27 protein-coding genes are annotated in these 25,847 nt (G+C 41.3%); 5 read left to right on the forward strand and 22 right to left on the reverse strand.

Going from position 1 to position 25,847, the window contains the following annotated elements; translation table 11 throughout:
• Positions 1-25: 25 nt before the first annotated feature.
• From AC4MBN_RS11275 to acnD, 17 genes are all read right to left on the reverse strand, one after another.
• On the reverse strand, positions 26-469 hold the full coding sequence (locus tag AC4MBN_RS11275; protein WP_491880223.1) for a YybH family protein: 444 nt from the start codon (positions 467-469) through the stop codon (positions 26-28).
• 390 nt (positions 470-859) lie between these two features.
• Positions 860-1,222, reverse strand: coding sequence for a 5-carboxymethyl-2-hydroxymuconate Delta-isomerase (locus AC4MBN_RS11280; protein WP_419364647.1), 363 nt, complete (start codon positions 1,220-1,222; stop codon positions 860-862).
• 115 nt (positions 1,223-1,337) lie between these two features.
• On the reverse strand, positions 1,338-1,676 hold the full coding sequence (locus AC4MBN_RS11285; protein WP_034705280.1) for a zinc ribbon domain-containing protein YjdM: 339 nt from the start codon (positions 1,674-1,676) through the stop codon (positions 1,338-1,340).
• A 124-nt stretch (positions 1,677-1,800) separates the two neighbouring features.
• Complete coding sequence (locus AC4MBN_RS11290) at positions 1,801-2,247, reverse strand: SRPBCC domain-containing protein (protein ID WP_004785131.1); 447 nt, start codon at positions 2,245-2,247, stop codon at positions 1,801-1,803.
• A gap of 240 nt (positions 2,248-2,487) precedes the next feature.
• A complete protein-coding gene (locus AC4MBN_RS11295) occupies positions 2,488-2,883 on the reverse strand; it encodes a ribonuclease E inhibitor RraB (protein WP_034171734.1) in 396 nt (131 codons plus the stop codon).
• Between the two features lie 234 nt (positions 2,884-3,117).
• On the reverse strand, positions 3,118-4,062 hold the full coding sequence (locus AC4MBN_RS11300; RefSeq protein WP_491880224.1) for an SNIPE associated domain-containing protein: 945 nt from the start codon (positions 4,060-4,062) through the stop codon (positions 3,118-3,120).
• 568 nt (positions 4,063-4,630) lie between these two features.
• Entirely contained in the window at positions 4,631-5,296 is a 666-nt protein-coding gene (locus AC4MBN_RS11305) for a pseudouridine synthase (RefSeq protein WP_419375330.1), read from the reverse strand.
• Between the two features lie 87 nt (positions 5,297-5,383).
• Positions 5,384-5,839 carry a hypothetical protein gene (locus tag AC4MBN_RS11310; protein WP_491880225.1) on the reverse strand — a complete coding sequence of 152 codons (456 nt, stop codon included), beginning with the start codon at positions 5,837-5,839 and terminating at the stop codon, positions 5,384-5,386.
• 744 nt (positions 5,840-6,583) lie between these two features.
• Positions 6,584-7,297 (reverse strand): SIMPL domain-containing protein, encoded by a 714-nt coding sequence (locus AC4MBN_RS11315; RefSeq protein WP_312332738.1) that lies wholly within the window; start codon positions 7,295-7,297, stop codon positions 6,584-6,586.
• A gap of 124 nt (positions 7,298-7,421) precedes the next feature.
• On the reverse strand, positions 7,422-7,670 hold the full coding sequence (locus AC4MBN_RS11320; RefSeq protein WP_419375331.1) for a DUF6868 family protein: 249 nt from the start codon (positions 7,668-7,670) through the stop codon (positions 7,422-7,424).
• Positions 7,671-7,819: 149 nt separating this feature from the next.
• Entirely contained in the window at positions 7,820-8,041 is a 222-nt protein-coding gene (locus AC4MBN_RS11325; protein WP_004785142.1) for a hypothetical protein, read from the reverse strand.
• A gap of 128 nt (positions 8,042-8,169) precedes the next feature.
• Positions 8,170-8,376, reverse strand: a complete 207-nt coding sequence (locus AC4MBN_RS11330) for a hypothetical protein (protein WP_491880226.1) — start codon at positions 8,374-8,376, stop codon at positions 8,170-8,172.
• Between the two features lie 196 nt (positions 8,377-8,572).
• Complete coding sequence (locus AC4MBN_RS11335) at positions 8,573-9,151, reverse strand: DUF4126 domain-containing protein (protein ID WP_200228939.1); 579 nt, start codon at positions 9,149-9,151, stop codon at positions 8,573-8,575.
• A 120-nt stretch (positions 9,152-9,271) separates the two neighbouring features.
• Positions 9,272-9,415, reverse strand: coding sequence for a zinc ribbon-containing protein (locus AC4MBN_RS11340; protein WP_179993182.1), 144 nt, complete (start codon positions 9,413-9,415; stop codon positions 9,272-9,274).
• A 161-nt stretch (positions 9,416-9,576) separates the two neighbouring features.
• On the reverse strand, positions 9,577-9,900 hold the full coding sequence (locus AC4MBN_RS11345; protein WP_419364657.1) for a hypothetical protein: 324 nt from the start codon (positions 9,898-9,900) through the stop codon (positions 9,577-9,579).
• Positions 9,884-10,471, reverse strand: coding sequence for an AbiTii domain-containing protein (locus AC4MBN_RS11350; RefSeq protein ID WP_419364659.1), 588 nt, complete (start codon positions 10,469-10,471; stop codon positions 9,884-9,886). The genes AC4MBN_RS11345 and AC4MBN_RS11350 overlap by 17 nt, the downstream gene beginning before the upstream one ends.
• A 151-nt stretch (positions 10,472-10,622) precedes the next feature.
• Positions 10,623-13,229 (reverse strand): Fe/S-dependent 2-methylisocitrate dehydratase AcnD, encoded by a 2,607-nt coding sequence (gene acnD / locus AC4MBN_RS11355; RefSeq protein WP_491880227.1) that lies wholly within the window; start codon positions 13,227-13,229, stop codon positions 10,623-10,625.
• Between the two features lie 748 nt (positions 13,230-13,977).
• Here acnD and AC4MBN_RS11360 point away from each other — a divergent pair.
• The 3 genes from AC4MBN_RS11360 to AC4MBN_RS11370 all read left to right on the forward strand — a co-directional run bounded on the left by AC4MBN_RS11360 (position 13,978) and on the right by AC4MBN_RS11370 (position 18,053).
• Positions 13,978-16,140, forward strand: coding sequence for a multicopper oxidase family protein (locus AC4MBN_RS11360; RefSeq protein WP_491880228.1), 2,163 nt, complete (start codon positions 13,978-13,980; stop codon positions 16,138-16,140).
• A 115-nt stretch (positions 16,141-16,255) separates the two neighbouring features.
• Positions 16,256-16,981, forward strand: coding sequence for a CAF17-like 4Fe-4S cluster assembly/insertion protein YgfZ (gene ygfZ / locus AC4MBN_RS11365; RefSeq protein ID WP_491880229.1), 726 nt, complete (start codon positions 16,256-16,258; stop codon positions 16,979-16,981).
• Between the two features lie 274 nt (positions 16,982-17,255).
• The gene (locus AC4MBN_RS11370; protein ID WP_159123689.1) at positions 17,256-18,053 is read left to right on the forward strand and encodes a tetratricopeptide repeat protein; all 798 of its coding nucleotides are present in this window, start codon (positions 17,256-17,258) and stop codon (positions 18,051-18,053) included.
• 72 nt (positions 18,054-18,125) lie between these two features.
• On the opposite strand, the gene AC4MBN_RS11375 is transcribed toward AC4MBN_RS11370, so the two are convergent.
• The 3 genes from AC4MBN_RS11375 to AC4MBN_RS11385 form a co-directional block, all read right to left on the reverse strand.
• On the reverse strand, positions 18,126-19,052 hold the full coding sequence (locus AC4MBN_RS11375) for an AEC family transporter (protein WP_419375225.1): 927 nt from the start codon (positions 19,050-19,052) through the stop codon (positions 18,126-18,128).
• Positions 19,053-19,110: 58 nt separating this feature from the next.
• On the reverse strand, positions 19,111-20,220 hold the full coding sequence (locus AC4MBN_RS11380) for an NADH:flavin oxidoreductase/NADH oxidase (RefSeq protein ID WP_491880230.1): 1,110 nt from the start codon (positions 20,218-20,220) through the stop codon (positions 19,111-19,113).
• A gap of 104 nt (positions 20,221-20,324) precedes the next feature.
• Positions 20,325-21,611: a carbohydrate porin gene (locus AC4MBN_RS11385; protein WP_491880231.1), complete on the reverse strand. Its 1,287-nt coding sequence runs from the start codon at positions 21,609-21,611 to the stop codon at positions 20,325-20,327.
• Between the two features lie 383 nt (positions 21,612-21,994).
• Here AC4MBN_RS11385 and mutM point away from each other — a divergent pair, with 383 nt between their 5' ends.
• Both mutM and AC4MBN_RS11395 read left to right on the forward strand, forming a co-directional pair.
• On the forward strand, positions 21,995-22,855 hold the full coding sequence (gene mutM / locus AC4MBN_RS11390) for a bifunctional DNA-formamidopyrimidine glycosylase/DNA-(apurinic or apyrimidinic site) lyase (RefSeq protein ID WP_491880232.1): 861 nt from the start codon (positions 21,995-21,997) through the stop codon (positions 22,853-22,855).
• Positions 22,852-23,136 carry a peptidylprolyl isomerase gene (locus AC4MBN_RS11395; RefSeq protein WP_005237136.1) on the forward strand — a complete coding sequence of 95 codons (285 nt, stop codon included), beginning with the start codon at positions 22,852-22,854 and terminating at the stop codon, positions 23,134-23,136. The genes mutM and AC4MBN_RS11395 overlap by 4 nt, the downstream gene beginning before the upstream one ends.
• A gap of 99 nt (positions 23,137-23,235) precedes the next feature.
• Here the strand turns inward: AC4MBN_RS11395 and mscL are convergent, their stop codons facing one another.
• On the reverse strand, positions 23,236-23,679 hold the full coding sequence (gene mscL / locus AC4MBN_RS11400) for a large conductance mechanosensitive channel protein MscL (RefSeq protein WP_419364674.1): 444 nt from the start codon (positions 23,677-23,679) through the stop codon (positions 23,236-23,238).
• 175 nt (positions 23,680-23,854) lie between these two features.
• Positions 23,855-25,690 (reverse strand): translational GTPase TypA, encoded by a 1,836-nt coding sequence (typA, locus tag AC4MBN_RS11405; protein ID WP_067731027.1) that lies wholly within the window; start codon positions 25,688-25,690, stop codon positions 23,855-23,857.
• Positions 25,691-25,847 lie beyond the last annotated feature (157 nt).

The raw sequence follows: 25,847 nt of genomic DNA on the forward strand, positions 1-25,847 counted from the left end.
TTCAATGAAATTTAAAACTTGCGCCTTAACCTGCCAGTTTCACAGGACGCAGTTTTTCAGTTTTCTCCTGAACAGGGACAGAAATATGCTGATAATGCAATTGCCACTGATCTTGCTGCTTGCTCAAGACCATGCTGAAGCGACACCACTGTAAAGGAAAATATCGCTCCATCGCCGCATAGGCAATCCGGACATAACCATATACAAAAGCCATATCATTATTGACCTGAATGGTGACCTCCTGCCGTTCAACGCGCATACCTTTGTTGCGCATATATGGGCGGTACTGTTGCCATGCAGCCTGATAAGCCTCGATCCCTTTCAGTTCGGAGCTAATATCAATCAGACAGACATCTGGTCGGCAAAGTTGACGAATTTCGCTGAATTCAAGTGAACAAATAGCTTGATCCCATTTTTGTAAAAATGTCCTGACTTCCTGAGCCAGACATTCTTCCCCTATTATTTTCATTGAATACCTCTCTATAAGGTTTTATTCAGACTTGAAAACCGAGATTTCAAGCATCTCATCATTTTTCAGTCTTTCTTGTTTTTCATTATTTTTAATTATGTGGATGGGTCCTGGTTTTACCCATCCCCCATATATCAGGTCAAAAGTGTGACCTAATACCTAAAATTACACCATTTTTTTAATCATAGGCAAAATTTTCTGATCAACTGCAATCATCAGGTGAATTTTGACTGATTATTTAAATTTTCATGCTCTATTTTTATTTATCGTTCTTTATATTTCACAATCACTTTGATACTTCTCAATTTTTTATTAAGTTCTCATGCATTCAAGATAAAGAGAGAAATTAAGAAAACTTAATTTCCTAGTCCTCACTTCAATCTAAAAAATTCAAATAATAGCTTTAGTGTAAGTTTCTTTGTCCATTTCCAGAATTTCAACACAGAGCTGAATCTTTAACCCCGGCTGCGAGACAATGTGCTGCTGCATGACCTGAAGTACCAGCTTGGAAATTGCCTGGCGAATGTCCAGACTACGACCAGTCAGGAGAGAAACTTTGGCATGCACATAAGCCTGATCTGTCTCCGGCTCTAGTCCAATCACATAATCCTGCTGTGCAATCGCCCGACTTTTTAAATCATTCGGGTCATTAATATAACCGGCGTTAAATAAGGCCTGGTGAATTGCCAACATTAAAGGTCGGGTTTCGAGCTGCTGAATATTATCTGAATATTCAAGATGAAAATGAGGCATAAAGCATAGATCCAGGCATGATATAGTGATCAGAAGAGATTGATCTTCGAGTTTGAGGAAGAAGCATAAACCTTCAAACCCGAAGACCGAAAGCACTCATTCGTATAAGAATGTATTAGGCTTTTTTCACATATTCAGATTTGAGCTTCATGGCGCCAATGCCATCAATTTTACAGTCAATATCATGTCCATCAGTTGCATCGGGTAATAGACGAATATTTTTGACCTTAGTCCCGACTTTAACCACTGAAGAAGACCCTTTAATTTTAAGATCCTTAATCACCGTAACTGTATCGCCATCAGCCAGCAGATTGCCATGCGCATCCTTGATGACCACGGTTTCCTCAGTTGCTTCCCCTTCTTTCCACTCATATCCACATTCTGGGCAGATTAACAAGTCACCATCTTCATAAGTATATTCAGACTGGCATTTTGGGCATTGTGGTAGAGCCATAGCAACCTCAACAAAATAAAAAAATAAAAGAAAAAACAAAAAATTAAGGCTGAATTATAGCATCTTTGGGTGGGTTCATGCTCAAGCTTTAAAAGGATCTCCCGCTCGACTTAATTAACTGAACTTAACCATCTAAAATATGTGGATTGACCAGCCAGGACAAAAGCTGCAATGACTCCTGCCAGCTTAAGTGACATGCAGATGGTGGTACCAGATCCGGATAACCCACCTGAATAATATGCAGGCTGGTGCCTACAGACACTTTTTCAAAGATGAGCGTGACTTCAATTTCACCTTTGACCTCAGGCGTGGAAAAGCAATCGGTATAGCGCAGTAACTGGTTGGGAATAACTTCATGATAGGTGCCATGTAAATGATGCTGGGTACCAGTGGCAAAATTGGTCAGGGTGATTTTATAGCTGCCTCCCGGTTTGACTTCGGCATGCTCAACTCTGGCAGTGAAGCCATGCGGTGCCAGCCATTTTGCAATGGCATCTGGATGAATAAAGGCCCGGTACACCCGTTCCGGTGGCGCACTGAATACGCGATGCATTTTTAGGGTATAACTCATTTCAGCCTACCTTTTTTTCTTGTTCTTACTGAAAGATTATTTTTATTTATTATTCGGATGGATCATCCCGATCTCATCGGCCTCAGTATTTAAATAACTGCCCAATATACTGTACGGCCTAAATATAATTGTTATCTATCCATTTTATAGGATGTATAACAAAAAACTACAGTTAAGCCGACCAATACCGCAGGCCATAAAAAAACCCGGCTTAACCGGGCTTGAATAAGGAAATTTTGATTAGCTGCTACGAAGTTTGCTTTCGCCCTCTTCCGGGTCGCCTTCATCATCATAGACATAGGCCATACAGCCCCAGCCGTCATATTCACCCTGAAATTCAGCGGCAATTCTGGTAAACCATTGTTCTAAGTCGACAATATTTTCATAGGTAGGCTGCATATAGACATGAATGGTAATCGTCCATTCCAGGGTATCGCTCTCCTCATCCTGATATAGGCTTATCTTTTGTTCTTCTTTGAGTAAATGCAATGCACAGCGGTCAGCCTGCTCTTCACTATTAAAGGCTATCGAGAATTCAATTTCATGGTCGTCCTGCAGATCATCACCATCCTGATACATTTGCCACAGTACATGACCATTTTCATCGTCAGGGAATTTGTCATAATCGCGTGCCATAGAGATATCCTTATTATGATGTTTTATTATTCGATTCAGCTTAACTTATTTTATTTGAATTATCGAGTACAGAATATGAAAAAAAATTGAATTTCTCTAAATAACCAACTGAATTTTATCAATATAAATTTAAGAATTTGAAAAAAAGCTGCATTTTCATCTAATTAAAAATACCTGCATATCAATCTGCAGATTAAAAAATTTCATCGGTTGATCTGGATTTTTTAATTGTAGTTAGGAAGCGATCACTGCAGATGGTTCAAACACTTGATTCTGTCGAAGCTCAAGTAAAACGGCGGCGAATTTAAGCTCTTCCAGACGTAAGTTCAGATAGGACTCCTGAATCATGGCCTGGCTCAAGCTTTGTCCTTTATAATTCATCAGGCGATAATCATCTTTTAAGGATTGCAGCGTTTCTCCCAGATTATGAGTATTTAACTGGGACAAATAGAATTCTGCCCTGCTATTAAATGCCAGACTCAAAATCGCAATGGTGTTCTTGCGACGGTCTTCATCGACATAGTTACAGCTGGCTACCTGCTGCTGTTCTTTAGCCTGCTCAATCTGTGTTCTAATAGTCAGTAAATGCCGAGCTGCATCAGTATCGTTGTAGCCACTAATGAGCTGATTCAGAAGCTGCGTGACCGGCAGATCAAAACCATGTTGATAGCCCTTGATCTTATGCTCGAGAGCTTCAACTACTTCTTGCAGTCGCTGCTGTTCTTTGGCCTGTTGATAATAAGCCTGTAACGCTTTTCGGGCCTGTTGCTCAATATCAGCTTCGGCCTGAGCCTGTAAACTCTGTAAATATGCTTTGACCTGGGCGATATAGGCTTTGAGATCATCCAGCATGATCGAGGCATCAAGCTTGGTTACTTCTACGAAATTTTCGGCCTGCAAACTGCGGTTAATAATGTATTGTTCAATGTCACAGATATCCTGATATTTTTTATATTTATTCAGTTCAGTTCTGGCACTTCCCAATTGCATCCGTAGCTGGGTCATTTCATAATTTAATTCATCAACTTGTGTTTCATAATCAGCCAATTTACTGCGTGAATGATCCAGATTTTCCTGTAGAGACTGAATATTGTTTCTTGATAATTTCAGGCTATTGAATACCCGTAGTAATACAATGATTAAAACACTTGCGAGAACAAAGAGCGCGCCACTTAGCATCATCCCGTTCCTTACCCCTTGCACCATATATAGGCACTAAAAAATTAAAAATTTATGATATTTTAAAGTTATTCTGCATAATTTAATGATGAGAATCAAAGATAAAAAATGACCGTAAGTATTTAATATAATTGATCTTTTAAATGATTTTTCATCTATAAAACCTTAATATTTTTATGCCTATCAATTTACTTAAAATGAATCTGTTGGTGATAATCGATTAGAGTGGTTTTTATTTTTATATCAAATGTTATAAGTACGAATTCCGGATAGGCTGAAAATCTTGAGAAAAACTGAATAAAAATAGATAGATTAAACAGTTAAACTAAAGATAAAGTGATAAAGCCCTTTAAATGATTCCTGAAATTTTTCCGGATACACTTTTTTAATTTCAAAAAATCATTACTTGATAAGACATGATTCAGAACATAATTTTTCTAGAAAACTGCTTAAATTCAACTCCATAATTTTCCGATGATTGAAATAAATTCTGACATTTCTGTTGCAGCTTACTGAAATTTAAATATTTATCAGAATCTATATTCATTTTTTGAATGCTTAAATTTTACTAAAATGGTGCAGGTGCAAGAATTTCAACTTTATGACCACTCAAGGGTTGAGTAAAAGTCAGTTCACTGGCATGCAAGGCCATGCGATTAAGAGGACTACGCGTTGGTTCCGGATGATAGATTTTATCGCCCGTAATCGGATGACCAATATGCAGCATATGGACTCTGAGCTGATGTGAACGCCCAGTAATTGGCGTTAGTAATACCCGGCTGATGTCTTGCTCAGGCAGATATTCCAGCCGTTGATATAGTGTTTTGGCAGCTTTACCCAGTTCAAAATGTACCATTTGCCGTGGGCGATTTTCCCAGTCAGTAATTAAAGGCACATCGACACTGCCCTCATTCTGAATTTCTCCCTGTACCAGCGCAATATAGTGCTTGCTGACTGTACGTGCCTGGAACATTTTACTGACCGCCACTTCGGCATCGCGATGTTTGGCAAACATCAGGATGCCAGACGTCGCCATATCAAGACGATGGGTAATTTTGGCATTCGGATAACGCTCTAGTACCCGTAGATAAGCACTGTCATGATGCTCAGGCAAACGTCCCGGAACAGACAACAAACCGGCCGGCTTCTCAATGACGACCAGATCATCATCTTCATATAGAATATGCAATGGGTCTTGAGGCGGTGCGTAGACAAAGTTGTCGTTAATAGGCATGTGCTTTAAGCATTCAGGAGAAAATGCGCAAAATAACAATGTCAGGGAATACTGTCAATCCAGCCCTATTGCAGAAGCAGTGCCCGACTAAGCTTTGGACGCTGCACTGATGGGAGATACTGAATGACCTGACTGATACTGGGTTTTCAGGCTGTCGAGATCTTCATTTAAGAATATCATAAGATATTGCTGAACCTGTGACATAGTCAGACTGCGAAATGACACATAGTCTTTGTTTTTCAGGCTAAACAGTCCCAGAATTTTATGCTGAGCTTCGACTTCAATATCACTTTCCAGCCTGAACTCAAGCTGACCTGATGGCGCCAGTTCATTCAGCGTGATCTGGATCGACTGTTCAGTATCGGAATCTGTTACGGTAAAAGTGGTAATGGCGGCTTGCATTTGCAATTGTAAAATCCGTAACTGTTGCCAGTTAATGGATTTAAAAGTAGAGAGAATTTCTTCTGCCGATAAGCTGCCTAGCTGCTCTGCTTCGTCTTCTTCCTGATGCGGATAACTGATTTCTAATTCATATTTTTTCATGGGACGTGCCCCTTTCTTATATGCAAAATTATCATAGCATTCTGTTTTATTTTTCAAGGATATAATTTGTGAGCAAATATTAAACATATTATATTTTAAATTATTTATATCAAATACTTATAAACAACCAGTGACATTAGAATAGTATTTAAATAAAGGATAATTGAAAGCAATAGGCTGTAAATAAAATAGATTAGATATGTGATTAAAATAGTATTTATTTGAATCTCAAATGAATTTACAGCTATTTAGGAAGAATATAAGTGACTGGGTAAGGAAGGTATTAAGCAGTTTGGAGGAGAAGATTTATTATTAGAAGAGAAAATTTTGAGGGTGTTGGGAAAACATCTTGATGGTTTACTTCAACTATCACTCTTTGTAAGAAATGATCTTATAGCCTATAAACTTTTGGTCTATAGCGTCCTAAGCCGAATCGAGACCTTTTGGGTTCGTACTGCACTCGCGTTTTGCGCCACTCACAGCATGCTACTCTTTTCGATCCCATCACACCCTTGAGATCTATAGTAGCCAAGCTGCGGCAAAATTAATTTCCTAAGATTTTTTAATTTTCCCAGTTTTTGAAAATATTTTTCTTTAAATATATCTGTAGAAGAATTTTTTACCTTTTACCTCAAAATAAGGATATTTTATTACAGAAAGAGCAGAATTACTGGAATTTATCTTCATTTAAAACTTCATTCTGCTCTAAATTTTTCAGACTATTATTTTCAATTTTCCAGCTATTTAATCCGCCAGATAATAATCCACTGTAGAAACCACACGAACTTTCTTTAAATAAGGCGTATTGCTGTCACGGTCCTCAATGCTAAACAGACCTTGATTGGCTGTCTTGATTTTCCCGAGACGGCTTTGAGAATCCGCTGCAAACTTTTCTGCCACACTGCGGGCATTTTGCGTGGCCTCTTCAATCATCGCCGGTTTGATGTCATTCAGTTTGGTAAAAATATATTCAGTTCTTTGCCCGGAATCATCACCACCAAAAGCAATGCCCTTTTTACCCAGAGCGACCAGACGGGTTTGCGCTGCACGGACTGCATCAATATTGTGGGTATAAACCGTAATGGTCTGATGTGCGGTATAACGTAGCGCGACATTGGCATCACCGCCATATTGCTGGGCATATTTATCTGTAGTGACTGGAGAACCTGTGGTAATTTCTTCTGCCTTAAAACCTTCGCCTTTTAAGAAAGCCTGAATTTGCTGGGTTTGCAACTCCATGGTGTCATACAGTTCTGTCAGACTCTGACTACCGCCACTAAAACGGATGGGCCAAACTGCGACATCAGCCTTAACCTCACGTTCCGATAGCCCTTTTACCGAAACAATCCGCTCATACTGTTTAATTTTGACTGCACTATTGCCCAGAATGAATCCGGCAATAATCATTCCCAAGCCGATTAAAGCACCTAAAATCAAGGCGGGTTTAAACTGATTCATTGATCCGAACTCCTTTTTCATATTGTTATTCTGTTTCGAGCATTTTAAGCCTTAAACTGCTCCGTGTAATGCTGAAGTGACTATCAGTTTTATTTATTCTTGGAACTTTGGAAAGTTTTATCTCCTAACTTTTCCCAATCAAAAATATGGCAATCAGCGGCACCAGATTGAACAGGAATATCCCGATTTTATAGATGGCCATGCCGCTATAGTGAATGGCATCAAAAGTCGAATCTGAGAGCTGAAACCATTGACCATGCAATCGTTTTACCCAGTTTCGTGCAAAGACAATCAGCAAAAACCAGAGCATTAAGATGCCGTAATTTAAAGCCAATGTATAAAGTAAAAACCGACACCAGAAATTGAGATCCATAGTGGTTCCCTGCCTGTAGAGCCATCTATCATTAAGTTAACAGATCAATCAAATCTTCAGGAACTACTGATTTGTATCTGTGATCTAAAGAGAAATGGTTTAAATATTTTGAGCTAAAAGTTTCAGTTCTAACTTCCAACGATCATTTTTTAGCGTACAAACAGATGACGGGTATGATGATTGATATAGGCATTTAAGCCATCACCATACTGGGCCAGCTGTTTCATATTTTCCACATGCTGATAGCCTGCACTGCTATAGCTATAGGTATACACTTTCGAGGTTTTCTTGAATTGAACCCGAATAAACTCATTGCCAATCTCATAATTGGCCACACCCGAGTCATGATTGAGATCAAGATAATGTTGCAATTGAGCAGCCCTAAACATGATAAATCTATAGTTTTATATGGGGTTAAATTGATCAATTTTCAAACAGAATAAATGATAAAACCCACTGTATAGCGGGTTTTAAATAATGTCCAATATGTCTATAAATCTCATTCTATACAGCACTTATGACAGCCCTCTACTTTCTCCCTCGGCCAGTTCATTCTTGCCCGTTTATAAGCCAAATCATAATTGGCAAAATATCCAATCAGAATCTGGTTATCAAATTCTGGCAGGTCTTCACAGCCTTCAGTTACGTTATGAATATAGTGCACGCCTTGGGCAGACTCTTGTTCATCTACAATAAATTTAATCATTTACAGTTCCCCTAATATTGTTTTTATCAAGTTAAACCACAAATAAAACCATACAAAAATTATGCCTTTTGCAATCCCATAATAAAATTATGACTTTATTGAATAAAAATCAAGCAATTTAATGAACAAGATGAGAACCTTTCTTTAAGCAAATATTTCGTTAAAAATTAGTGATAAATATTTATTTATCTGACTCTTATAAGGCGGAATTTTCTAGCTTGATTTTCTTTTTTTGACGTATCCAGCGAATCGCCATGATGGCTAGTATTACGACCAGCAAGGCAGCTAACACTGGCAAAAGCAATGACAGGATGGATAACAGAATAGCCCCGATCCACTCTCCGGTTGAGAGTACCGGATTCGCAACACCGCCTGTGGTAGCAGTTGATAGTCCGCGTGCTGCAACACTGCTCATTTGCACGGCCCCTGCTGTTCCACCACCGACAATAATCGCTGCTGCCCAAGCTGTAAACTGGGACATTTCTCCACTGCTGGCAGCCATCGTTGTCAGAGTTCCGGCCAGCATGGCAGCAGGCGTTGCAATCGTATCGATGGCATTGTCCACCCAGGGAATATAATACGCAGCAATTTCACAGATAGTCGCGATGGCTAAAGCCAGACAGACTGCCGGCATGGCCAGCCATTCAAAACCGGTCATCGGTTCAAACCAGCCCATCAATGCGGCAATACTCATCACCAGCAAAGGCACAAAAACACGGAAACCACAGGCTGCACTCAAGCCGATACCGATACATAAACCGAGGATTGTTTCCATGCTGCTTATCCTTGAGATTTAAGCCGTTTTTATGATCCAAATTATACGCTAACAAAAAAGCCCTATCGGGTGATAGGGCTTTTATTTAAAACAGGATCTTCTGTTTTGAATATCGTGTGCTTAGGCAACCTTATCGTTATATTGGGTGCCGAGGCATTTGGTACACGGTGGTAGTCGGTCTGTACCAATTTCTAAGAAGACGCGATGTCCGCATTGAACACAAAAATAGAAACCTGTTCCCGGTTTTGAGCCAGCTGTAACCATCTTTGTTCTCCGTTGTTTTAGAAAATGGTCTAAGCAGTATAACTCTGTTGTGATGAATGTCTATTGTCCATTTTTGTAAATGATAGTGTCGTTAAAGCTAAGTGATATTTTTATTTGTGATTTAATGATATTTCTTCGCTGCGCCTAGTCACTTTCACTTTCTATGATAAATAGCTTGATAGCATTGGAATAAATGGAGCTAAGAAAGTATATATAGTGACATGAGTAGAGAGAAAACTCATTAGCTCACCATATTGGGAAGTATATTCTGGTGTTCCAATTAAGGTTCCTAATTTTTCGATTCTTAGTTCTAGATCGCTAACTAACTCTTCCTCGATTTCAGATTCTCTCAACGTGCTTAATAAATCTAAAAACTCTTGAGGAATTTGAGAGTTATTAATTTCTTGATGGATAGTGCTGTGATAATTTCCTGAAGCTAAGTTTTGAACATCGCCTGAAATATTTATATTAAAGATCTGGCTCACTTTTTCTTGGGGGGATTGGGCTGGAATTTAAAGCAGCTTCACCAGCGTCAGGATTCAAGACCTCAATTTCTAGGACGAAATTCAAGATTCTAGTTTTTACGGTATCAACTATACCAATCACTGATGCTATAGAAATCACTTTCCATGCTTGTATACAATTCAAATCACTATACATATTCGCCCCATACTGAGCCAAGATCGCAGGATCCCAACTTTGGGTTAAATATCCTTCTTTATTCAAAGAATAGCTTTCTACAGTTGCAATTGGTTGGTGGAATTCGGCTTTTATTTGTTTTTCTTGTAACCTTTCTGGAAGACCATGAATCGGCATATCCGCATTAGAAAAACTACTACCAAAACTCCCTACGAAATTACCTTTAGAACCTACAGTTAATATTCTATAAGAAGGTAATAAGTCATCTGATGAATATCCATTTAGTTCTGACTCTACCCACTTTTTAAAATCTTCATTGCCTAAACGATATGCCAAAATTTTACATTTTCGTAGTAAATCAGAAACTTTAGTTGCAGGACTAACTGCTTCGCTCTGAATTTCTCTTAATAAAGACATCATTTTCTCAGTAAAAGACCCTACTTAACAGTAGGGTCTTTTTTAAACAATTTCAATCACTTTAATCCACCCCAACCCTCCTTTAAAAAGGAGGGAGTTCCCCTCTTTCTAAAGAGGGGTTAGGGGAGATTATTACTGGCACCTTGAAAAGTTAAGCCACATTCCCTTCTAAAAAGTCCTGAGCAAAGCGTTGTAATACTCCGCCCGCTTCATAGACAGACACTTCTTCTTCAGTATCCAGACGGCAAGTCACCGGCACTTCAATGGTCTGTTTTTTGCCATCTTCAGTCGCACGCTCAATCACCAGAGTCAAAGTCGAACGTGGCGCAATATTACCCATTACGCTATATAGCTCAGTACCATCCAGCTTCAAAGTTTTACGATCTGTACCCGGCTTAAACTCAAGTGGAAGTACACCCATACCGACCAGATTCGTACGGTGAATACGCTCAAAACCTTCAGCCACAATCACTTCTACACCTGCCAGACGCACACCTTTGGCAGCCCAGTCACGGCTTGAACCCTGACCATAATCTTTACCCGCAACAATGATGAGTGGTTGCTTACGGTTCATGTAGGTTTCAATCGCTTCCCACATACGCATCACTTCACCTTCTGGTTCCACACGTGCTTTAGAACCCTGCTTGATGGTGCCGTCGGAACGCACCACCATTTCGTTATACAGCTTTGGATTCGCCAAGGTTGCACGCTGTGCAGTCAGGTGGTCACCACGGTGCGTTGCATAAGAGTTGAAATCTTCCTCAGGCAAGCCCATTTTCGCCAGATATTGACCCGCTGCCGAATCCAACACAATCGCATTCGATGGAGATAAATGATCGGTAGTAATGTTATCGCCAAGGATGGCTAACGGACGCATATTTGCCAGAGTACGCGGTGCAGCCAATGCCCCTTCCCAGTATGGCGGACGGCGGATATAAGTACTTTGCGGACGCCAGTCATACAGCGGACTTGCTGCCTGCTCACGCTCACCCAGATCGAACATCGGAATATACACTTTCTTGAACTGTTCCGGCTTCACGGACTCTTTTACCAAAGCATCAATTTCTTCATCCGATGGCCAGATGTCTTTCAGGTAAATTGGATTGCCATCTTTGTCTGTGCCTAAGGCATCTTTTTCGATGTCAAAACGGATGGTACCCGCAATCGCATAAGCAACCACTAACGGTGGAGATGCTAAAAATGCCTGCTTCGCATAAGGATGGATACGACCATCGAAGTTACGGTTACCCGACAAGACTGCTGTCGCATACAAGTCACGGTCGATAATTTCCTGCTGAATCTTTGGATCAAGCGCGCCAGACATGCCGTTACAAGTGGTACATGCATAGGCCACGATACCAAAGCCCAGTTTTTCCAGATCTTTCAGTACACCCGCTTCTTCAAGATAAAGCGCTGCTGCTTTAGAACCCGGAGCAAAAGATGATTTCACCCAAGGTTTACGCACTAGACCAAGTTCATTAGCCTTACGTGCCAACAAGCCTGCTGCCACGGTATTACGCGGGTTTGAAGTATTGGTACAAGAGGTAATCGCCGCAATGATGATCGCACCATCTGGCATCAAGCCATCAGTACGGTTTTCTACCACACCGGCAATGCCTTTTTCTTTTAAGTCAGATGTCGATACACGCGCATGTGGATTCGATGGACCAGCAATGTTACGAGTTACGGTAGACAAGTCAAAACGCAGTACACGCGGATATTCTGCCTGCGTCATTTCCGACGACCACAAGCCAATTTCCTTGGCATAGGTTTCAACCAGTTTCACTTGTTCAGATTCACGACCAGTCAGCGTCAAATAATCAATGGTGTTCTGATCGATATAGAACATGGCCGCAGTTGCGCCATATTCCGGTGTCATATTGGAAATCGTAGCACGGTCACCGACTGACATGCTGTCTGCACCTTCACCGAAGAATTCCAGATAAGCACCAACCACACGTTCCTTACGCAGGAATTCAGTTAAAGCCAGTACGATATCCGTCGCCGTAATGCCCGGCTGACGTTGTCCTACCAGTTCCACACCAATGATGTCTGGCAGACGCATCCAAGATGCACGGCCCAGCATGACGTTCTCAGCTTCCAGACCACCAACACCCACTGAGATCACGCCCAACGCATCGGTATGTGGGGTATGAGAGTCAGTACCCACACAGGTATCTGGGAATGCCACGCCATTACGGTTCTGAATCACCGGTGACATTTTTTCCAGATTGATCTGGTGCATGATGCCATTACCGGCAGGAATCACATCAACATTTTCAAACGCAGTTTTGGTCCATTCAATAAAATGGAAACGGTCTTCATTACGGCGGTCTTCTACTGCACGGTTTTTCTCAAATGCATCCGGATCAAAGCCGCCATATTCCACTGCTAATGAGTGATCGACGATTAGCTGGGTCGGTACGACTGGATTGACTTTAGAGGGATCACCACCCTGATCAGCAATTGCATCACGCAGACCAGCAAGATCGACCAGTGCCGTTTGGCCCAGAATGTCATGACACACCACACGCGCCGGATACCAAGGAAAATCATGTTCCTGTTTACCCTCAATCAACTGGCGTAAAGACTGTTCTAAAATCGCAGGGTCGCAACGGCGTACCAACTGCTCGGCCAGCACTTTAGATGTATAAGGAAGTTTGGCATATGCACCTGGCTGAATATCTTCTACGGCTTGACGCACGTCATAATATTCCAGCTGGGTACCTTGCAGCGGTTTCCGGTAGTTATTGTTCATAGCTTGCCTGCCCTCTTTCATTACTCTTTTTATTCATCAAAATATCTTGATGACTTGTTTTTTAATAAAGGCATTGTACGCTGTCGAAAGTCCATTTCCCAAATCTTATAATTTTCAAAAGTTTAAATACTAAAAATGGCATTTTTACCAAAATTTATAACCCATACTTTAGAATTTTGACTCTAAATTGCGATTTTTCTGAAAAATCGGCCTAAATCTGTCTCATTCTTTAGTATGAGATGTGGATAACCGCATAAAAAATAATCGATTTATTCGAATCAGTTTAAGTATAAATTTCATATAAAATCAAAGCTTAGAATTTTTTAATTTTAGAAATAGCTCATTTAATAAAACACCGAATCTACGTTTTTTATTTCAGTATTAAGCGTAAATCTTAACCATGAATGGTAAATTTCATTGCAGATATTGCTCAATGAGTTTAGGCGAAAAAAATCATTTTTCAGGTTCGACATACCCCGAAATAAGTTACATTCTCAATTCCATATATTTTTTAAGACTTTCTTACAATTTTAGAAATACGTTAAATATTTATAGGACAATGATTCATAAACATGAGCTTATAAAACGCATCCCTATCTAAAATACTTTACACACGTCATTTCAGCCTACCGTCTATCGCCCTCCCCCTAATTTGGTGATAACAGTCTGTATCTCAACTTTGTAAATCTACCCTCGAATTACTTCACAACAACAACACTCATCACAAAAGCACATAAGGGTGATTACAATGATACAACTCGCCATTATTGGTATCGTTGCTGCAGTGATCGCTGTACTGGCAGCGAGCTGGAATGGAGGTAAAAATCCCTCCAATCCTAAACTGCCAACTCCCAACAACCCTAACCCACCAACCACTCCCAATAATCCCAACAACCCACAACCTACTCCAACAACACCCGATACTTTGATTAGCAATCCGCCCCTATTGCAAAAAAATTCCAAAGGCACCCATGAACTGATCGTCGCTTATAAAACCGGCAAGATTTACAATCCGAGAAATAGTACCTGGGATCAACTGTTCGTCAGAGGTTATCTCACTAATGCCAGCTTGTTTAACAAGAAAAAGGCTGGAGAGTCTGTTGAAGATCTTTTAGTTGGTCCGCAGATCCGGGTCAAACAAGGTGAAACCCTGAAAATTAACCTAAATAACCAGCTTCCACCTGAACAGAAAGCCACCTGCCCAGACAAAGTGGATAATGTGAACGATCCACATTGTTTCAATACTACTAACCTGCATACCCATGGCTTCTGGGTAAGTCCTCAAGGCAATAGTGATAATGTTTTCCTGAAATTTAAACCTCAGGAAAAATTTGATTATCAGTACAAAATGGAGCCGAATCATCCGGCAGGCACCTACTGGTATCATGCCCATCTGCATGGCTCAACGGCTATTCAGGTATCGAGCGGTATGGCAGGCCCATTAATTGTAGAAGGCTCAAGAACACCAAAAGTAAAAAATGGCAAAGTCACTGAAACAGGCGATATGGACATTTTGTGGAAAGAAAAAAATAGCTATCCAAATGAAAACATCCTGCTATTCCAGCAAATTCAATATCGATGCTCTAACCCTGACCCGGATGTAAAATTCGATATTCCTAACAATTGCGAAGGTAAAGGCTTAGGATTACTTGAAGATTATACAGATATCGCTAATCCTGGCTCTTGGGCCGGCCAGAACTTTTATACGTCTATCAATGGTAAAGTTTTAGGAGAGATTAAAGTTGAACAGAATGCTTTTAATCGCTGGCGCATGATTCATGGTGGTGTACGCGACACCATTGGTTTGATTATTAAAGAACTGCCAAACTCCAGTAAATTTAGCGCCGCAGACACCCTTAAAGCCTGTCTGGCATATCAGGAAGTAGATCCAAAAGAGTTTAATGAGAGTTTAAAAAGCTTACCTGTTTATACGATTGCTCAAGATGGTTTGACCATGACTCAGGTACAGCGCAGAACCCTATCTGTGTTCCAGCCTGGTTATCGTCATGATGCAATGGTCACCTTCCCAACCACCAACAAATACTGCATTTATGACTCCAAATTAAATATTGAGGATGAAGTGAATGCACCGATCCCAACGGGTCAAATTACCCCTCAACTTGCCCCGAACCATCCTTTCAATGCCCAACTACTGGGATGGGTCAATGTACAGGCAAGCAAAACAAAAGCGCAGACTCCTGCCCAGTTCCTGCAAGAGCGTGCAAAAAAAATTGGTTTAAGCAAAGAGATTCAGACTCAGTTATCCAAGCTTGATCTTACTGCCTTTACTGATCATCCATCATTGATGACTCCAGCAATTGACAAGCTGGTTGCCTCCAGACCGAAACAATACAGTAAATTTGAACTGGCTTTCGCAAATGGCCTTAAATTTGGCTTCCGTCATAAAGAAGATGGTGACTTACTCAGTTTTGGAGATGCATTTGATGGCGAAGGATCAGTCGGTCGGACTCATGCCAAAGACCCGGATCGTGAATATGTGCGTCAGTTACAAATTGGACAGACGGATGAATGGGAACTGACGACCGAAGCTTTTGGTGGCCATCCTTTCCATATTCATGTTAATCCATTCCAGATTGTTAAAATCTTAAAAACTGTCACTGGCCCTAATGGCGAATCCAAAGAAGTTGATGTGAGTGAATTAGCGCCTGATGATAATGATACAGATGATGTGCAATATCGTGGTATGAAAGGACAATTCAAGGATACCCTGTTTATCAAGGCGAACTATAAATTTATTCTTCGAAGTCATTACAAGAAATTTGAAGGTGATTTTGTACAGCACTGTCATATTCTCGATCATGAAGATCAGGGCATGATGGAAACGGTACGGGTCTGTGGAGGTAAATTCCCTTGTGATTCACCTCTGCCAACCTCATCTCATCATCACTAATTAGACACTCCTGAAAAGGCCAACGATCCCGATTGTTGGCTTTTTTGTTTGCCTCTATTAAATGCTTGCTGCACAATAGCTTGATTGATTTTTAGTATTCAAACTGAGGCTGATCATGGCAACATCTCCTGCTTTTACCTTATTTACGCTGAATGGAGTAGATGCGCAAAAATTCCTTCAGGGTCAAGTTACTTTAAATGTCGAAACTCTGGCTGAAAACCTGACTCGCTATACAGCGATCTGTAGCTTGAAAGGACGTATTCAGTTCGGCATCTGGCTGAAAAAAATTAATCCGGAAAGCTTTGAAATTGTCAGCCCTGAAAATCAGGCAGCAGAACTGGCCAGCCATATTAAAAAGTTTGGCGCTTTTTCAAAAATGAAACTGGAGCAGGTTGGCCCGGTTTATCCAGTCATCAATGACATCCACACTGATTTTGTTGAAACTGAAACGGATATTACCCTTTGGCAACAGCAAGCTATTGCCTCAGGTCAGGCCTGGATTCAGGCAACTACCGCGACCCTGTTCCAGCCACAGGAATTGCGTCTGCATCAACGTGAAGGCATTCACTATGACAAAGGCTGTTATCTGGGTCAGGAAGTGATTGCTCGCTTATGGTTTAAAGCCAAGCCAAAACACTGGTTGCATTTGATTCAAGGTACAGGCGAAGCACCTGCTGTTGCGACCAAGCTGCACAATGACGTCGAAGTGGTTAATAGTATTGGTACAGATGAGGGTTATCAGGCTTTAGTGGTTGCCAAACCTGAAGCATTGGCTGAGCTGGACGTACAGGTTCTGGAATTACCTGAAGCTTTAAGTGGTGATGTAGCACGTCCACAATAACCAACAGTTCTCTTGATGCAAAAGCCAGAATTCAATTCTGGCTTTTTTTATTTTTATTAGGCTAAACAACTAAATAGAAAAAAATTGACTGAATAAAACACACCTTAAACCGAGCACTCTTTTATTGATTCATCTCCTATATGATTCTCAAATAATTTGTAATTAGTCACATATTCAGTATTTACAAAGCCTGAAATCGTCTTATGATGTAGATGAAAACGACAAAAATCGCACCATGGAATTAGGTGTTAGAAAAATTAAGGTTATCGGAACAATGAAAAAATTAGTACTTGCTGCAATTCTTGCAGTGTCCAGTCAATTTGCCCTCGCAAACACTTCAAATGCCCCAGTCGATCCTCAATTTGCCAAAATTGAAGAGATGGTGAATGCCAAGAATTTCAAGGGTGCCTACGATGCTTTAAGCAAACTGGCCAGCCAGGGAAATGCACAGGCCATCTATAACTTAGGCTATTTAACGCAAACTGGCCAAGGTACTGCCAAGGATGAAAAAAAGGCTATTCAGCTTTATGAACAAGCTGCCAGTAAAGGTTATCCAGTGGCCAACTATGTACTGGGCAAGAATTATACCGGTGGTACTTTAGGTCTTAAGCAGGATTTGGGCAAAGCCAAACAATACCTGGAACGCGCATCGGCAGCCAATTTCGATGAAGCGACGGTAGATCTGGCTATACTTTTATTTGCTGAAGGGACAACAGCTTCTGACCAGCAGGCTTTGAAAAAATTACAGCCTCTGATTAGCAAGGGTAATATGCCGGCCATTCATGCCAAAGCCTTATATGACATCAGCAACGGCTTTAAAACCAAGAATGAAAAGCCGATCCAGCAAGGTTTAAGCAGTATTCAGGATCTGGCGAAAAAAGGCTATATCCCTGCCCTGATGGCGATTGGCAATATGTTTGCCAACGGTAGTATTGTTGCGCAAAACCTGCCTGAAGCGAAAAAGATCTTTGCGGCCCTGGCACAGGAAAATATTCCTAAGGCCAGAGAATCTCTAGCAGCAGTGGATAAAATGATTGCTGAGCAGAAAAAAGCACCTGCCAAAAAAAGTTGATCAGGTCTGATCAAAATAAAAAAGCTCCAACAGGAGCTTTTTTATGGGCTATAGATTTATAAGCCAGCGTGTTTAACTCCACCACAAAGTAATAAGTCCGCTCGCAACCACGAAACCTGCGATAGTACTCATCAATAAAGGGGTTAAGGTCCGCTCATTGAGGCCATACGCCTGCCCCAACATACCGAAAATCGTTGGCATAGGAAGTGCTGCGATCAAGGTCCCGGCATAAATCATTTCCTGACTTAGCTGAGTCAGTCGACTAAGACCCAGATACATCAGAATCGGCATCAGGATATTGCTGGAAAATACCAAATAGAAACTTTGCAGATTCACATATTTCAGGCTCATGCCCACGATTCCGCCACCAATCGCGAACAGCGCCAAAGGTGAGGCAGTCTGTCCAATCATGGCAAAGACCTGATCCAGATAAATTGGCAGGCGAATTTCAAAAATCGCACAGGCCATACCCAGCATCACCCCCATAAATAAAGGGTTCTTGAACAGCATGAGAATGGTACTTTTCACAAGACTACCCAGATTGGCTTGATGTTGGGTACCGAGTGCAGCCAGGATCAACACCATCGGAATCAGGATCATGCTTTCAATGATGACCACCAGAGAGGTATAGGTCATTGCATGCTGTCCCACCAATAAAGTGAGTACTGCTGTACCGATCAATCCGGTATTGGACATCGCTGCCCCCAAGGATAGAACAGCGCTATGTGAAGAGGTATTCCGGAACTGACGGCGCATCAGCCAGAAGCTGAAACCATAAAGTAATAAAGTGACAGAGGTATAGACCGCAAAGTATTCAAAATACCAGATTTCATGCAGATCTTTAGAGGCTAGAAACTGAAAGAACAGTAACGGTAAGGCCACTTTGATGACAAAGGTCCCTACCATTTCAACCTGTTCTTTTTTTAGAATTTGACATTTCACACTCAGGTAACCTAGTGCCAATAATAAAAATATGGGCACAATTACCGCAATAATCATATGAAATGTCCTGTTGTTTGAGATGCGTTATTATAAGCCTTTCTAAGAAAAAATGGCCTTAAAACGATTCAAACAACTGATTTAAGCCATGCGGTGCAGAACGTAAATATTGTGGAGAAATTGCTATTTTCTCATCCAGCGTTACTGCGGCATGCCAAGGCCAGCGTGGATCATAAAGCAAGGCACGTGCAATCGCGATCGCATCAGCCTGTTTATACTCCAGTATGCCTTCTGCCTGCTGTGCATCGGTAATCAGCCCCACGGCAATGACTGGAATATCCACGTCTTTTTTAATCGCTTCAGCAAAAGGTACTTGGTAATTCGGATGTACATCAATTTTCTGATCGACGTGTAAACCTGCACTCGAAACGTGAATATAGACTGCACCTAGCTTCTCCAGTTCTTTGGATAGTTCAACTGAAGATTCTACATCCCAACTTTCTACGCCATCCATCCAGTCCGTTGCTGAGATACGAACACCAATTGGAAAACCGTCTGGTACTGCAGCTTTAATTGCTTCAAATACTTCAAGCGTCAGACGAATACGGTTTTCAAATGAACCGCCATATTGATCCTGACGATGGTTCGATAACGGTGACATGAACTGATGCAGCAAATAGCCATGTGCTGCATGTAGTTCAATCAGTTCAAAGCCTGCTTCAACCGCTCGTTTGGCACTGGCTGCAAAATCCTGAATCACTTGTTGGATCTCATCCACACTTAGAGACTTAGGTGGATGTTCATGGTCCTGAAAAGGGATATCACTAGCAGAGACAGTTTGCCAGCCGAGTGCATGATCTGGGGCGAACTGCCCCTTGCCGCCCCAAGGTTTATCTGTAGAAGCTTTACGGCCTGCATGTGCAAGCTGTATGGCAAAAGGCATAGGAGAAATTGATTTGACTTTTTGCAGTAAGGTTTTGATCTGACTGGCCTGCTGGTCATTCCAAAGCCCTAAATCGGCATAACTGATGCGACCTTCAGGCTGTACAGCGGTGGCTTCCACAATGCAAAGACCTGCACCGGATAAGGCATAATTGGCCCATTGTTGTTCATGCCAGTAAGTGATTTCACCTTGTTCGGTTGCAGAGTACTGACACATCGGGGCAATCACAATTTTATTTTTAAGTTGCAATGATCCAAACTGAACCGGCTGAAATAGTAGTGACACGCGGTATTCCCTCTTTTTTTGAAGTGGCTTTTCAAAACTTTTTACCAAAAAATAAAAAACAGGCTCTGATGAGCCTGTTTATTTATAACGTGATTAAATTCTTTTTAGAAGATCACTCGTGTAGTCAAACCTACCACCAATGCATTATCTACTTGGTTGCTAGACCCCGGATTTATAACGTATTGCAGGTTTGGACGTAACATCAGCCATTTTGTTGCGTTATAGCTGTAGTTGAGTTCGATATTGTATTCGGCACTCGCATCATAAGCTATATTATCAACAGATTCTTGATACTCAACAAAACGATCATTCACATGCACACGGTTCACTGCTAGACCTAAAATGTCATTTGGCTGGCTATCCACCAGACCAATATATTTAAGACCCAACTGTTGTGAATTGTCCACTTTATTGGTATCACGATCATGCCAGGTAAAGTTAGCGAATGAGTGTAAACCCTGACGACCACTGCCGGTTGAGGTCAACTGCTGCTCTACGGCTAACCAGCCAGCAAAAGTACGATTTTTAGCATCTGTTGGATTGGCTACGTCTTTCTGGTTGGCCACATCATCAGCAGTATTATACATACCACCTACACGATAACTGCCAGGTAAACCATTTACTAATGATTTTGGTGTCCAGATTACTTCTGCAGGAATCGTCACGCCATCAGCATTGTCGGTATCCAGACTCCAGCCCTGACCTTCTTTAGTACCATTGCCGTTATCAGGATTAAATTCATAAACACCGACTTGTACAGCAACGTCAGAGTTTAGCTGCTGTTTCACACGTGCCCCCCATTGTGCGACCGGTGTATTCATCCAGATATTGCCCTGCCATTTACCCATCTGCGCAGCACAAAATGCTGTACTGGCAAAATCACAGGCCATCACGTTAAAGTCCATACCGAGACCCAGACGACCAGCTTTAATACTCAGTCCTTGATCCTTATAGTTCTTTTCAATTGAAAGTTCGGTTAAACGGCTGTCCTGGTTACCACGGCCAAATGTCCCTTGCACATTAGCCATATGCGGTACTGATTGAGATACTTGTAAATCACGTACCGATGTACTTTGTCCCTGACGTGCAGTCGCAACTGCACGAACAGTTACGCCATCCCAGCCAGCCAGTTTTTCCATGTCTAACTGTGTACCCAACCATAACTGTGCAGAAGTTAGAGGATCAGCCCCTTCATTACGTCCGCCATCAGCCAGATAAGCTGTATCTGTCAGCAAGTTTGCTTCAAACTTGACGCCTTGTTGAGCAAGTTCAGTACGTTTTCCATTCCAGTCACCTAACAGGTACTGTCCTTGAGAATCAAATGCAGACTCAGCCTGAGCAGAGGTCATGGCTGCCATCAATGGCAATAAAGCTAGACTTAACTTTTTCATATAAAACCTAAACATATGGAGAGAGTAAAGGCAGCCTGATGCATGCCCTATATGACTTGATACAGAACGTTACATAACTTTTCACTTAAAAACGCAGCATTTTTTTTATTATTAGTAAAACTTTAAGTTATAAGAAAAGATATTTTATATAACAATAAATTCTGCATAATTTATATTTTTCAGTAAGTTAAATACTAAAAATCAACCCATATATTTCCTATTTTTATTATTCGGATCTGAAACCTGCTTAATATTAAAGTTTATTTTTTAACCAATTGTTAAAATATTTTTGAATATCCTGCCTATAACTTCTATTCAAATAGGACTTGCATTCAGGCTTAAAACGCCCAATATTAGCTTCATGATATTAGCTGCTAAGTGTTATGCCCGAATTACCCGAAGTTGAAACCACCAAAACCAGCCTCCTTCCCCTTCTTAATCAGCAAGTGTTAAAAGTTGAAGTGCGTCAGCCTAGTTTACGTTGGCCGATTCCTGATGATCTCGCGCGCCTGCAAGGACAACGCCTGATTCAGCTTACGCGTCGCTCTAAATATATTCTGGCGCAATTTGAACAGGATACAATGCTCTGGCATCTGGGTATGTCAGGCAGCTTTCGCTTGTGTGAAGCCAATGAAGAATTACGCAAGCATGATCATCTGATTATTCAGTTTGAAGAGATTCAGCTGCGTTATCATGATCCGCGCCGTTTCGGCTGTATTCTCTGGTTAGATGCTCAATCACAAAGCAAACTGATTGATACGCTTGGGCCGGAGCCATTAAGCGATGCTTTTAATGCCGAATATCTATTTGAAAAACTAAAAAATAAAAATGTTGGCACCAAAGTTGCAATCATGGATAACCATGTCGTGGTCGGCGTAGGCAATATCTATGCAACTGAAAGCCTGTTCAATATGGGCATTCATCCAGCACAGTCAGCCTCAAGTTTAAGTTTCGAACAGATTGAAAAACTGGTGGTTGAGATCAAGCGTATTTTAAAACAGGCGATTGACTTAGGTGGTTCTACCTTACGCGACTATACCAATGCCATGGGAGAAAATGGTTATTTCCAGCAGACGCTGCTGGCTTATGGCCGTGCAGGCGAAATGTGCGTGAACTGCGAAACGACACTGGAAAATATCAAACTCGGCCAACGCGCATCCGTCTATTGTCCTGAATGCCAGCCGCTAAAAAAGGTAAAGCTTTCACCTAAGCGTGTGGCTGCTGTACGAGGTAAGAAATCATGAAGACTGCGATTGTCCGTCATATTCTGGTGAAGGATAAAGATACTGCGGAACAGCTTAAAAAGAAGATTCTAGCTGGTGCAGATTTTTCTAAGATCGCCAAACAATATTCAACCTGCAATTCAGCCAAACGTGGCGGTGAACTCGGCGAAGTAAAAAAAGGCCAACTTGTTCCAGTGATTGATAAACTGGTCTTTACTGCTGCAGAACATGTTCTGCATGGCCCAGTCAAAAGTCAGTTCGGTTTTCATTTAGTGGAAATTAAGTTTCGGATGGATTTTTAATTCCTTTAGGGTTCCCTCTCCTCTCAGGAGAGGGTTAGGGAGAGGTCAGAAAATAAAAAAACGGCGCTTATACGCCGTTTTTTTATTTACTCCAAAAGCTTAAGCTTCAGGACGTTTTTTTAGCTCGTCACGAATTTCACGCAGTAATTCGATATCTTCCGGAGTCGCTTCAGGTTCAGGCGCTGCTTCTTCTGCTTTATCACGGCGTAGTTTGTTCATCAGTTTCACCAACCAGAACACCACCCATGCCAATAACAGGAAGTTAATGAGAATGGTCAGGAAATTACCATAAGCAAAGACATTCAGACCTGCTGCCTGTGCTGCAGCCAAATTGGTCACATTATTTGGATTATCACCTAACACGACAAACCAGTTAGAGTAATCAACATCACCACCCAAGATCCAGCTCACGACAGGCATGATGATGTCTTTCACCAGAGAATCGATAATTTTACCGAAAGCACCGCCAATGATCACACCCACTGCGAGATCCATGACATTGCCTTTTACCGCAAATTCTTTAAATTCTTGAATAATACTCATAAAGACTCCACAATGTTTGTTTTGAAATTTTGTGATGGATTATACATTATTTCATTGCCAGCATTTTTATCTAATTTACTAGATTTGAGTAACTTTAAGCATCACCTTTCATCCATAAAAAAAACCGTAACCTCCGAAAAGATTACGGTTTCTTATTGAACCGAAAAACTAAAGATTAGTCGTTACGGTGACGTTTACGTTCGTTTTCAGTCAAGTAACGTTTACGGATACGGATTGACTTCGGTGTTACTTCAACAAGTTCGTCATCTTCGATGAATTCAAGCGCTTGCTCAAGTGTGAACTCAATGTTTGGAACAAGAGTCAACGCATCATCAGTACCAGAAGCACGTACGTTTGTTAACTGTTTCGCTTTAGTTGGGTTAACAGTCATGTCGTCTGAACGAGAGTTAATCCCTACGATCATACCTTCATAAACTTCTAACTGTGGTTTAGCGAATAGACGACCACGGTCTTGTAAGCTGAACAATGCATAGCCCAAGCAAGTACCTTGAACCATAGAGATCAACACACCATTTTGACGTTTAGCAACAGTACCTTGCTTCATCGGACCATAGTGCGAGAAGCTTGAAGTCATGATACCAGTACCTGAAGTCATAGTCAGGAATTCAGAACGGAAACCAATCAAGCCACGTGAAGGTACAGTTGCTTCAATACGGATACGGCCTTTACCGTCAACTTCCATATTGGTCATTTCGCCTTTACGGTGACCCATTTGTTCCATTACAGCACCTTGATGCTGTTCTTCAACGTCAAATGTAACGTTTTCATAAGGTTCTTGTTTTTCACCATCAATTTCTTTGATGATTACTTGTGGACGTGATACGCCCATTTCGAAACCTTCACGACGCATGTTTTCAATTAATACTGAAAGGTGAAGTTCACCACGACCAGACACTTTGAAACGGTCAGGACTGTCAGTATCTTCAACACGAAGTGCTACGTTGTGAATCAATTCGCGATCAAGACGTTCACGGATGTTACGTGAAGTTACGAATTTACCTTCTTTACCAGCAAACGGCGAGTTGTTGACTTGGAAAGTCATAGATACAGTCGGTTCGTCTACAGAAAGTGCAGGTAATGCTTCAACTGCTTTAGGATCACAAATTGTGTCAGAGATATGAAGTTCATCAATACCAGTTACACATACGATGTCACCAGCAGAAGCAGATTCAACATCAATACGCTCTAGACCATGGTAACCCATGATTTTTAAGATACGACCGTTACGTGTTTTGCCATCTTTGTCGATAACAGTAACAGGTGTATTTAATTTAACAGAACCACGTTGAATACGACCAACACCGATAACACCTACGAAGCTGTTATAGTCAAGTGAAGACACTTGCATTTGGAATGGACCGTCAACGTCAACTTTTGGTGGTTCAACGATGTCTACAATTGTTTGGAACAATGGAGTCATGTCATCAGCAAGTTCTTCAGGAGAAGGACCCGCAACACCACGTAGACCAGAAGCATAAACCACTGGGAAGTCTAACTGTTCATCAGTACCACCAAGGTTATCGAACAAATCGAATACTTGGTCAATGACCCAGTCAGGACGCGCGTTTGGTTTATCAACTTTGTTGATAATTACGATAGGTTTCAAACCACGTGCGAACGCTTTTTGCGTTACGAAACGAGTTTGTGGCATTGGACCTTCTTGTGAGTCTACAAGAAGAAGTACACAGTCAACCATCGACATTACACGTTCAACTTCACCACCGAAGTCGGCGTGTCCCGGGGTGTCCACGATGTTGATACGGTATTCAGTATCAGTACGTTTGTCTAACCATTTAATTGCAGTGTTTTTTGCAAGAATGGTAATACCACGTTCACTTTCAATAGCGCCCGAATCCATGACACGTTCGATCTCGCCTGCGCGATCGCCAAGAGCACCTGATTGCTGTAAAAGTTTGTCTACAAGAGTCGTTTTACCATGGTCGACGTGCGCGATGATGGCAATGTTACGGAGAGTTTTAATATCTGACATGTAAATTCGATACGCTTTAAATTTGAGGGCAAATTATACAGAAAAATACAAACTTTTGACAGTGACTGTTTGTAGAGAGCGTCAATTTTTTTTCCAATTACTTTTGTAATGACGTGTAACTCGATTAGAATAGCGCCACCCAGCCTTAATTTGCATT

The organism is Acinetobacter sp. CAU_H_60 (assembly GCF_058599385.1).

Bases quoted from the DNA above. Each gene is read 5' to 3' on its own strand.
- AC4MBN_RS11275 (WP_491880223.1), bottom strand. From the start codon at position 469: ATGAAAATAATAGGGGAAGAATGTCTGGCTCAGGAAGTCAGGACATTT.
- AC4MBN_RS11280 (WP_419364647.1), bottom strand. From the start codon at position 1,222: ATGCCTCATTTTCATCTTGAATATTCAGATAATATTCAGCAGCTCGAA.
- AC4MBN_RS11285 (WP_034705280.1), bottom strand. From the start codon at position 1,676: ATGGCTCTACCACAATGCCCAAAATGCCAGTCTGAATATACTTATGAA.
- AC4MBN_RS11290 (WP_004785131.1), bottom strand. From the start codon at position 2,247: ATGAGTTATACCCTAAAAATGCATCGCGTATTCAGTGCGCCACCGGAA.
- AC4MBN_RS11295 (WP_034171734.1), bottom strand. From the start codon at position 2,883: ATGGCACGCGATTATGACAAATTCCCTGACGATGAAAATGGTCATGTA.
- AC4MBN_RS11300 (WP_491880224.1), bottom strand. From the start codon at position 4,062: ATGCTAAGTGGCGCGCTCTTTGTTCTCGCAAGTGTTTTAATCATTGTA.
- AC4MBN_RS11305 (WP_419375330.1), bottom strand. From the start codon at position 5,296: ATGCCTATTAACGACAACTTTGTCTACGCACCGCCTCAAGACCCATTG.
- AC4MBN_RS11310 (WP_491880225.1), bottom strand. From the start codon at position 5,839: ATGAAAAAATATGAATTAGAAATCAGTTATCCGCATCAGGAAGAAGAC.
- AC4MBN_RS11315 (WP_312332738.1), bottom strand. From the start codon at position 7,297: ATGAATCAGTTTAAACCCGCCTTGATTTTAGGTGCTTTAATCGGCTTG.
- AC4MBN_RS11320 (WP_419375331.1), bottom strand. From the start codon at position 7,670: ATGGATCTCAATTTCTGGTGTCGGTTTTTACTTTATACATTGGCTTTA.
- AC4MBN_RS11330 (WP_491880226.1), bottom strand. From the start codon at position 8,376: ATGATTAAATTTATTGTAGATGAACAAGAGTCTGCCCAAGGCGTGCAC.
- AC4MBN_RS11335 (WP_200228939.1), bottom strand. From the start codon at position 9,151: ATGGAAACAATCCTCGGTTTATGTATCGGTATCGGCTTGAGTGCAGCC.
- AC4MBN_RS11340 (WP_179993182.1), bottom strand. From the start codon at position 9,415: ATGGTTACAGCTGGCTCAAAACCGGGAACAGGTTTCTATTTTTGTGTT.
- AC4MBN_RS11350 (WP_419364659.1), bottom strand. From the start codon at position 10,471: ATGTCTTTATTAAGAGAAATTCAGAGCGAAGCAGTTAGTCCTGCAACT.
- acnD (WP_491880227.1), bottom strand. From the start codon at position 13,229: ATGAACAATAACTACCGGAAACCGCTGCAAGGTACCCAGCTGGAATAT.
- AC4MBN_RS11360 (WP_491880228.1), top strand. From the start codon at position 13,978: ATGATACAACTCGCCATTATTGGTATCGTTGCTGCAGTGATCGCTGTA.
- ygfZ (WP_491880229.1), top strand. From the start codon at position 16,256: ATGGCAACATCTCCTGCTTTTACCTTATTTACGCTGAATGGAGTAGAT.
- AC4MBN_RS11370 (WP_159123689.1), top strand. From the start codon at position 17,256: ATGAAAAAATTAGTACTTGCTGCAATTCTTGCAGTGTCCAGTCAATTT.
- AC4MBN_RS11375 (WP_419375225.1), bottom strand. From the start codon at position 19,052: ATGATTATTGCGGTAATTGTGCCCATATTTTTATTATTGGCACTAGGT.
- AC4MBN_RS11385 (WP_491880231.1), bottom strand. From the start codon at position 21,611: ATGAAAAAGTTAAGTCTAGCTTTATTGCCATTGATGGCAGCCATGACC.
- mutM (WP_491880232.1), top strand. From the start codon at position 21,995: ATGCCCGAATTACCCGAAGTTGAAACCACCAAAACCAGCCTCCTTCCC.
- AC4MBN_RS11395 (WP_005237136.1), top strand. From the start codon at position 22,852: ATGAAGACTGCGATTGTCCGTCATATTCTGGTGAAGGATAAAGATACT.
- mscL (WP_419364674.1), bottom strand. From the start codon at position 23,679: ATGAGTATTATTCAAGAATTTAAAGAATTTGCGGTAAAAGGCAATGTC.
- typA (WP_067731027.1), bottom strand. From the start codon at position 25,690: ATGTCAGATATTAAAACTCTCCGTAACATTGCCATCATCGCGCACGTC.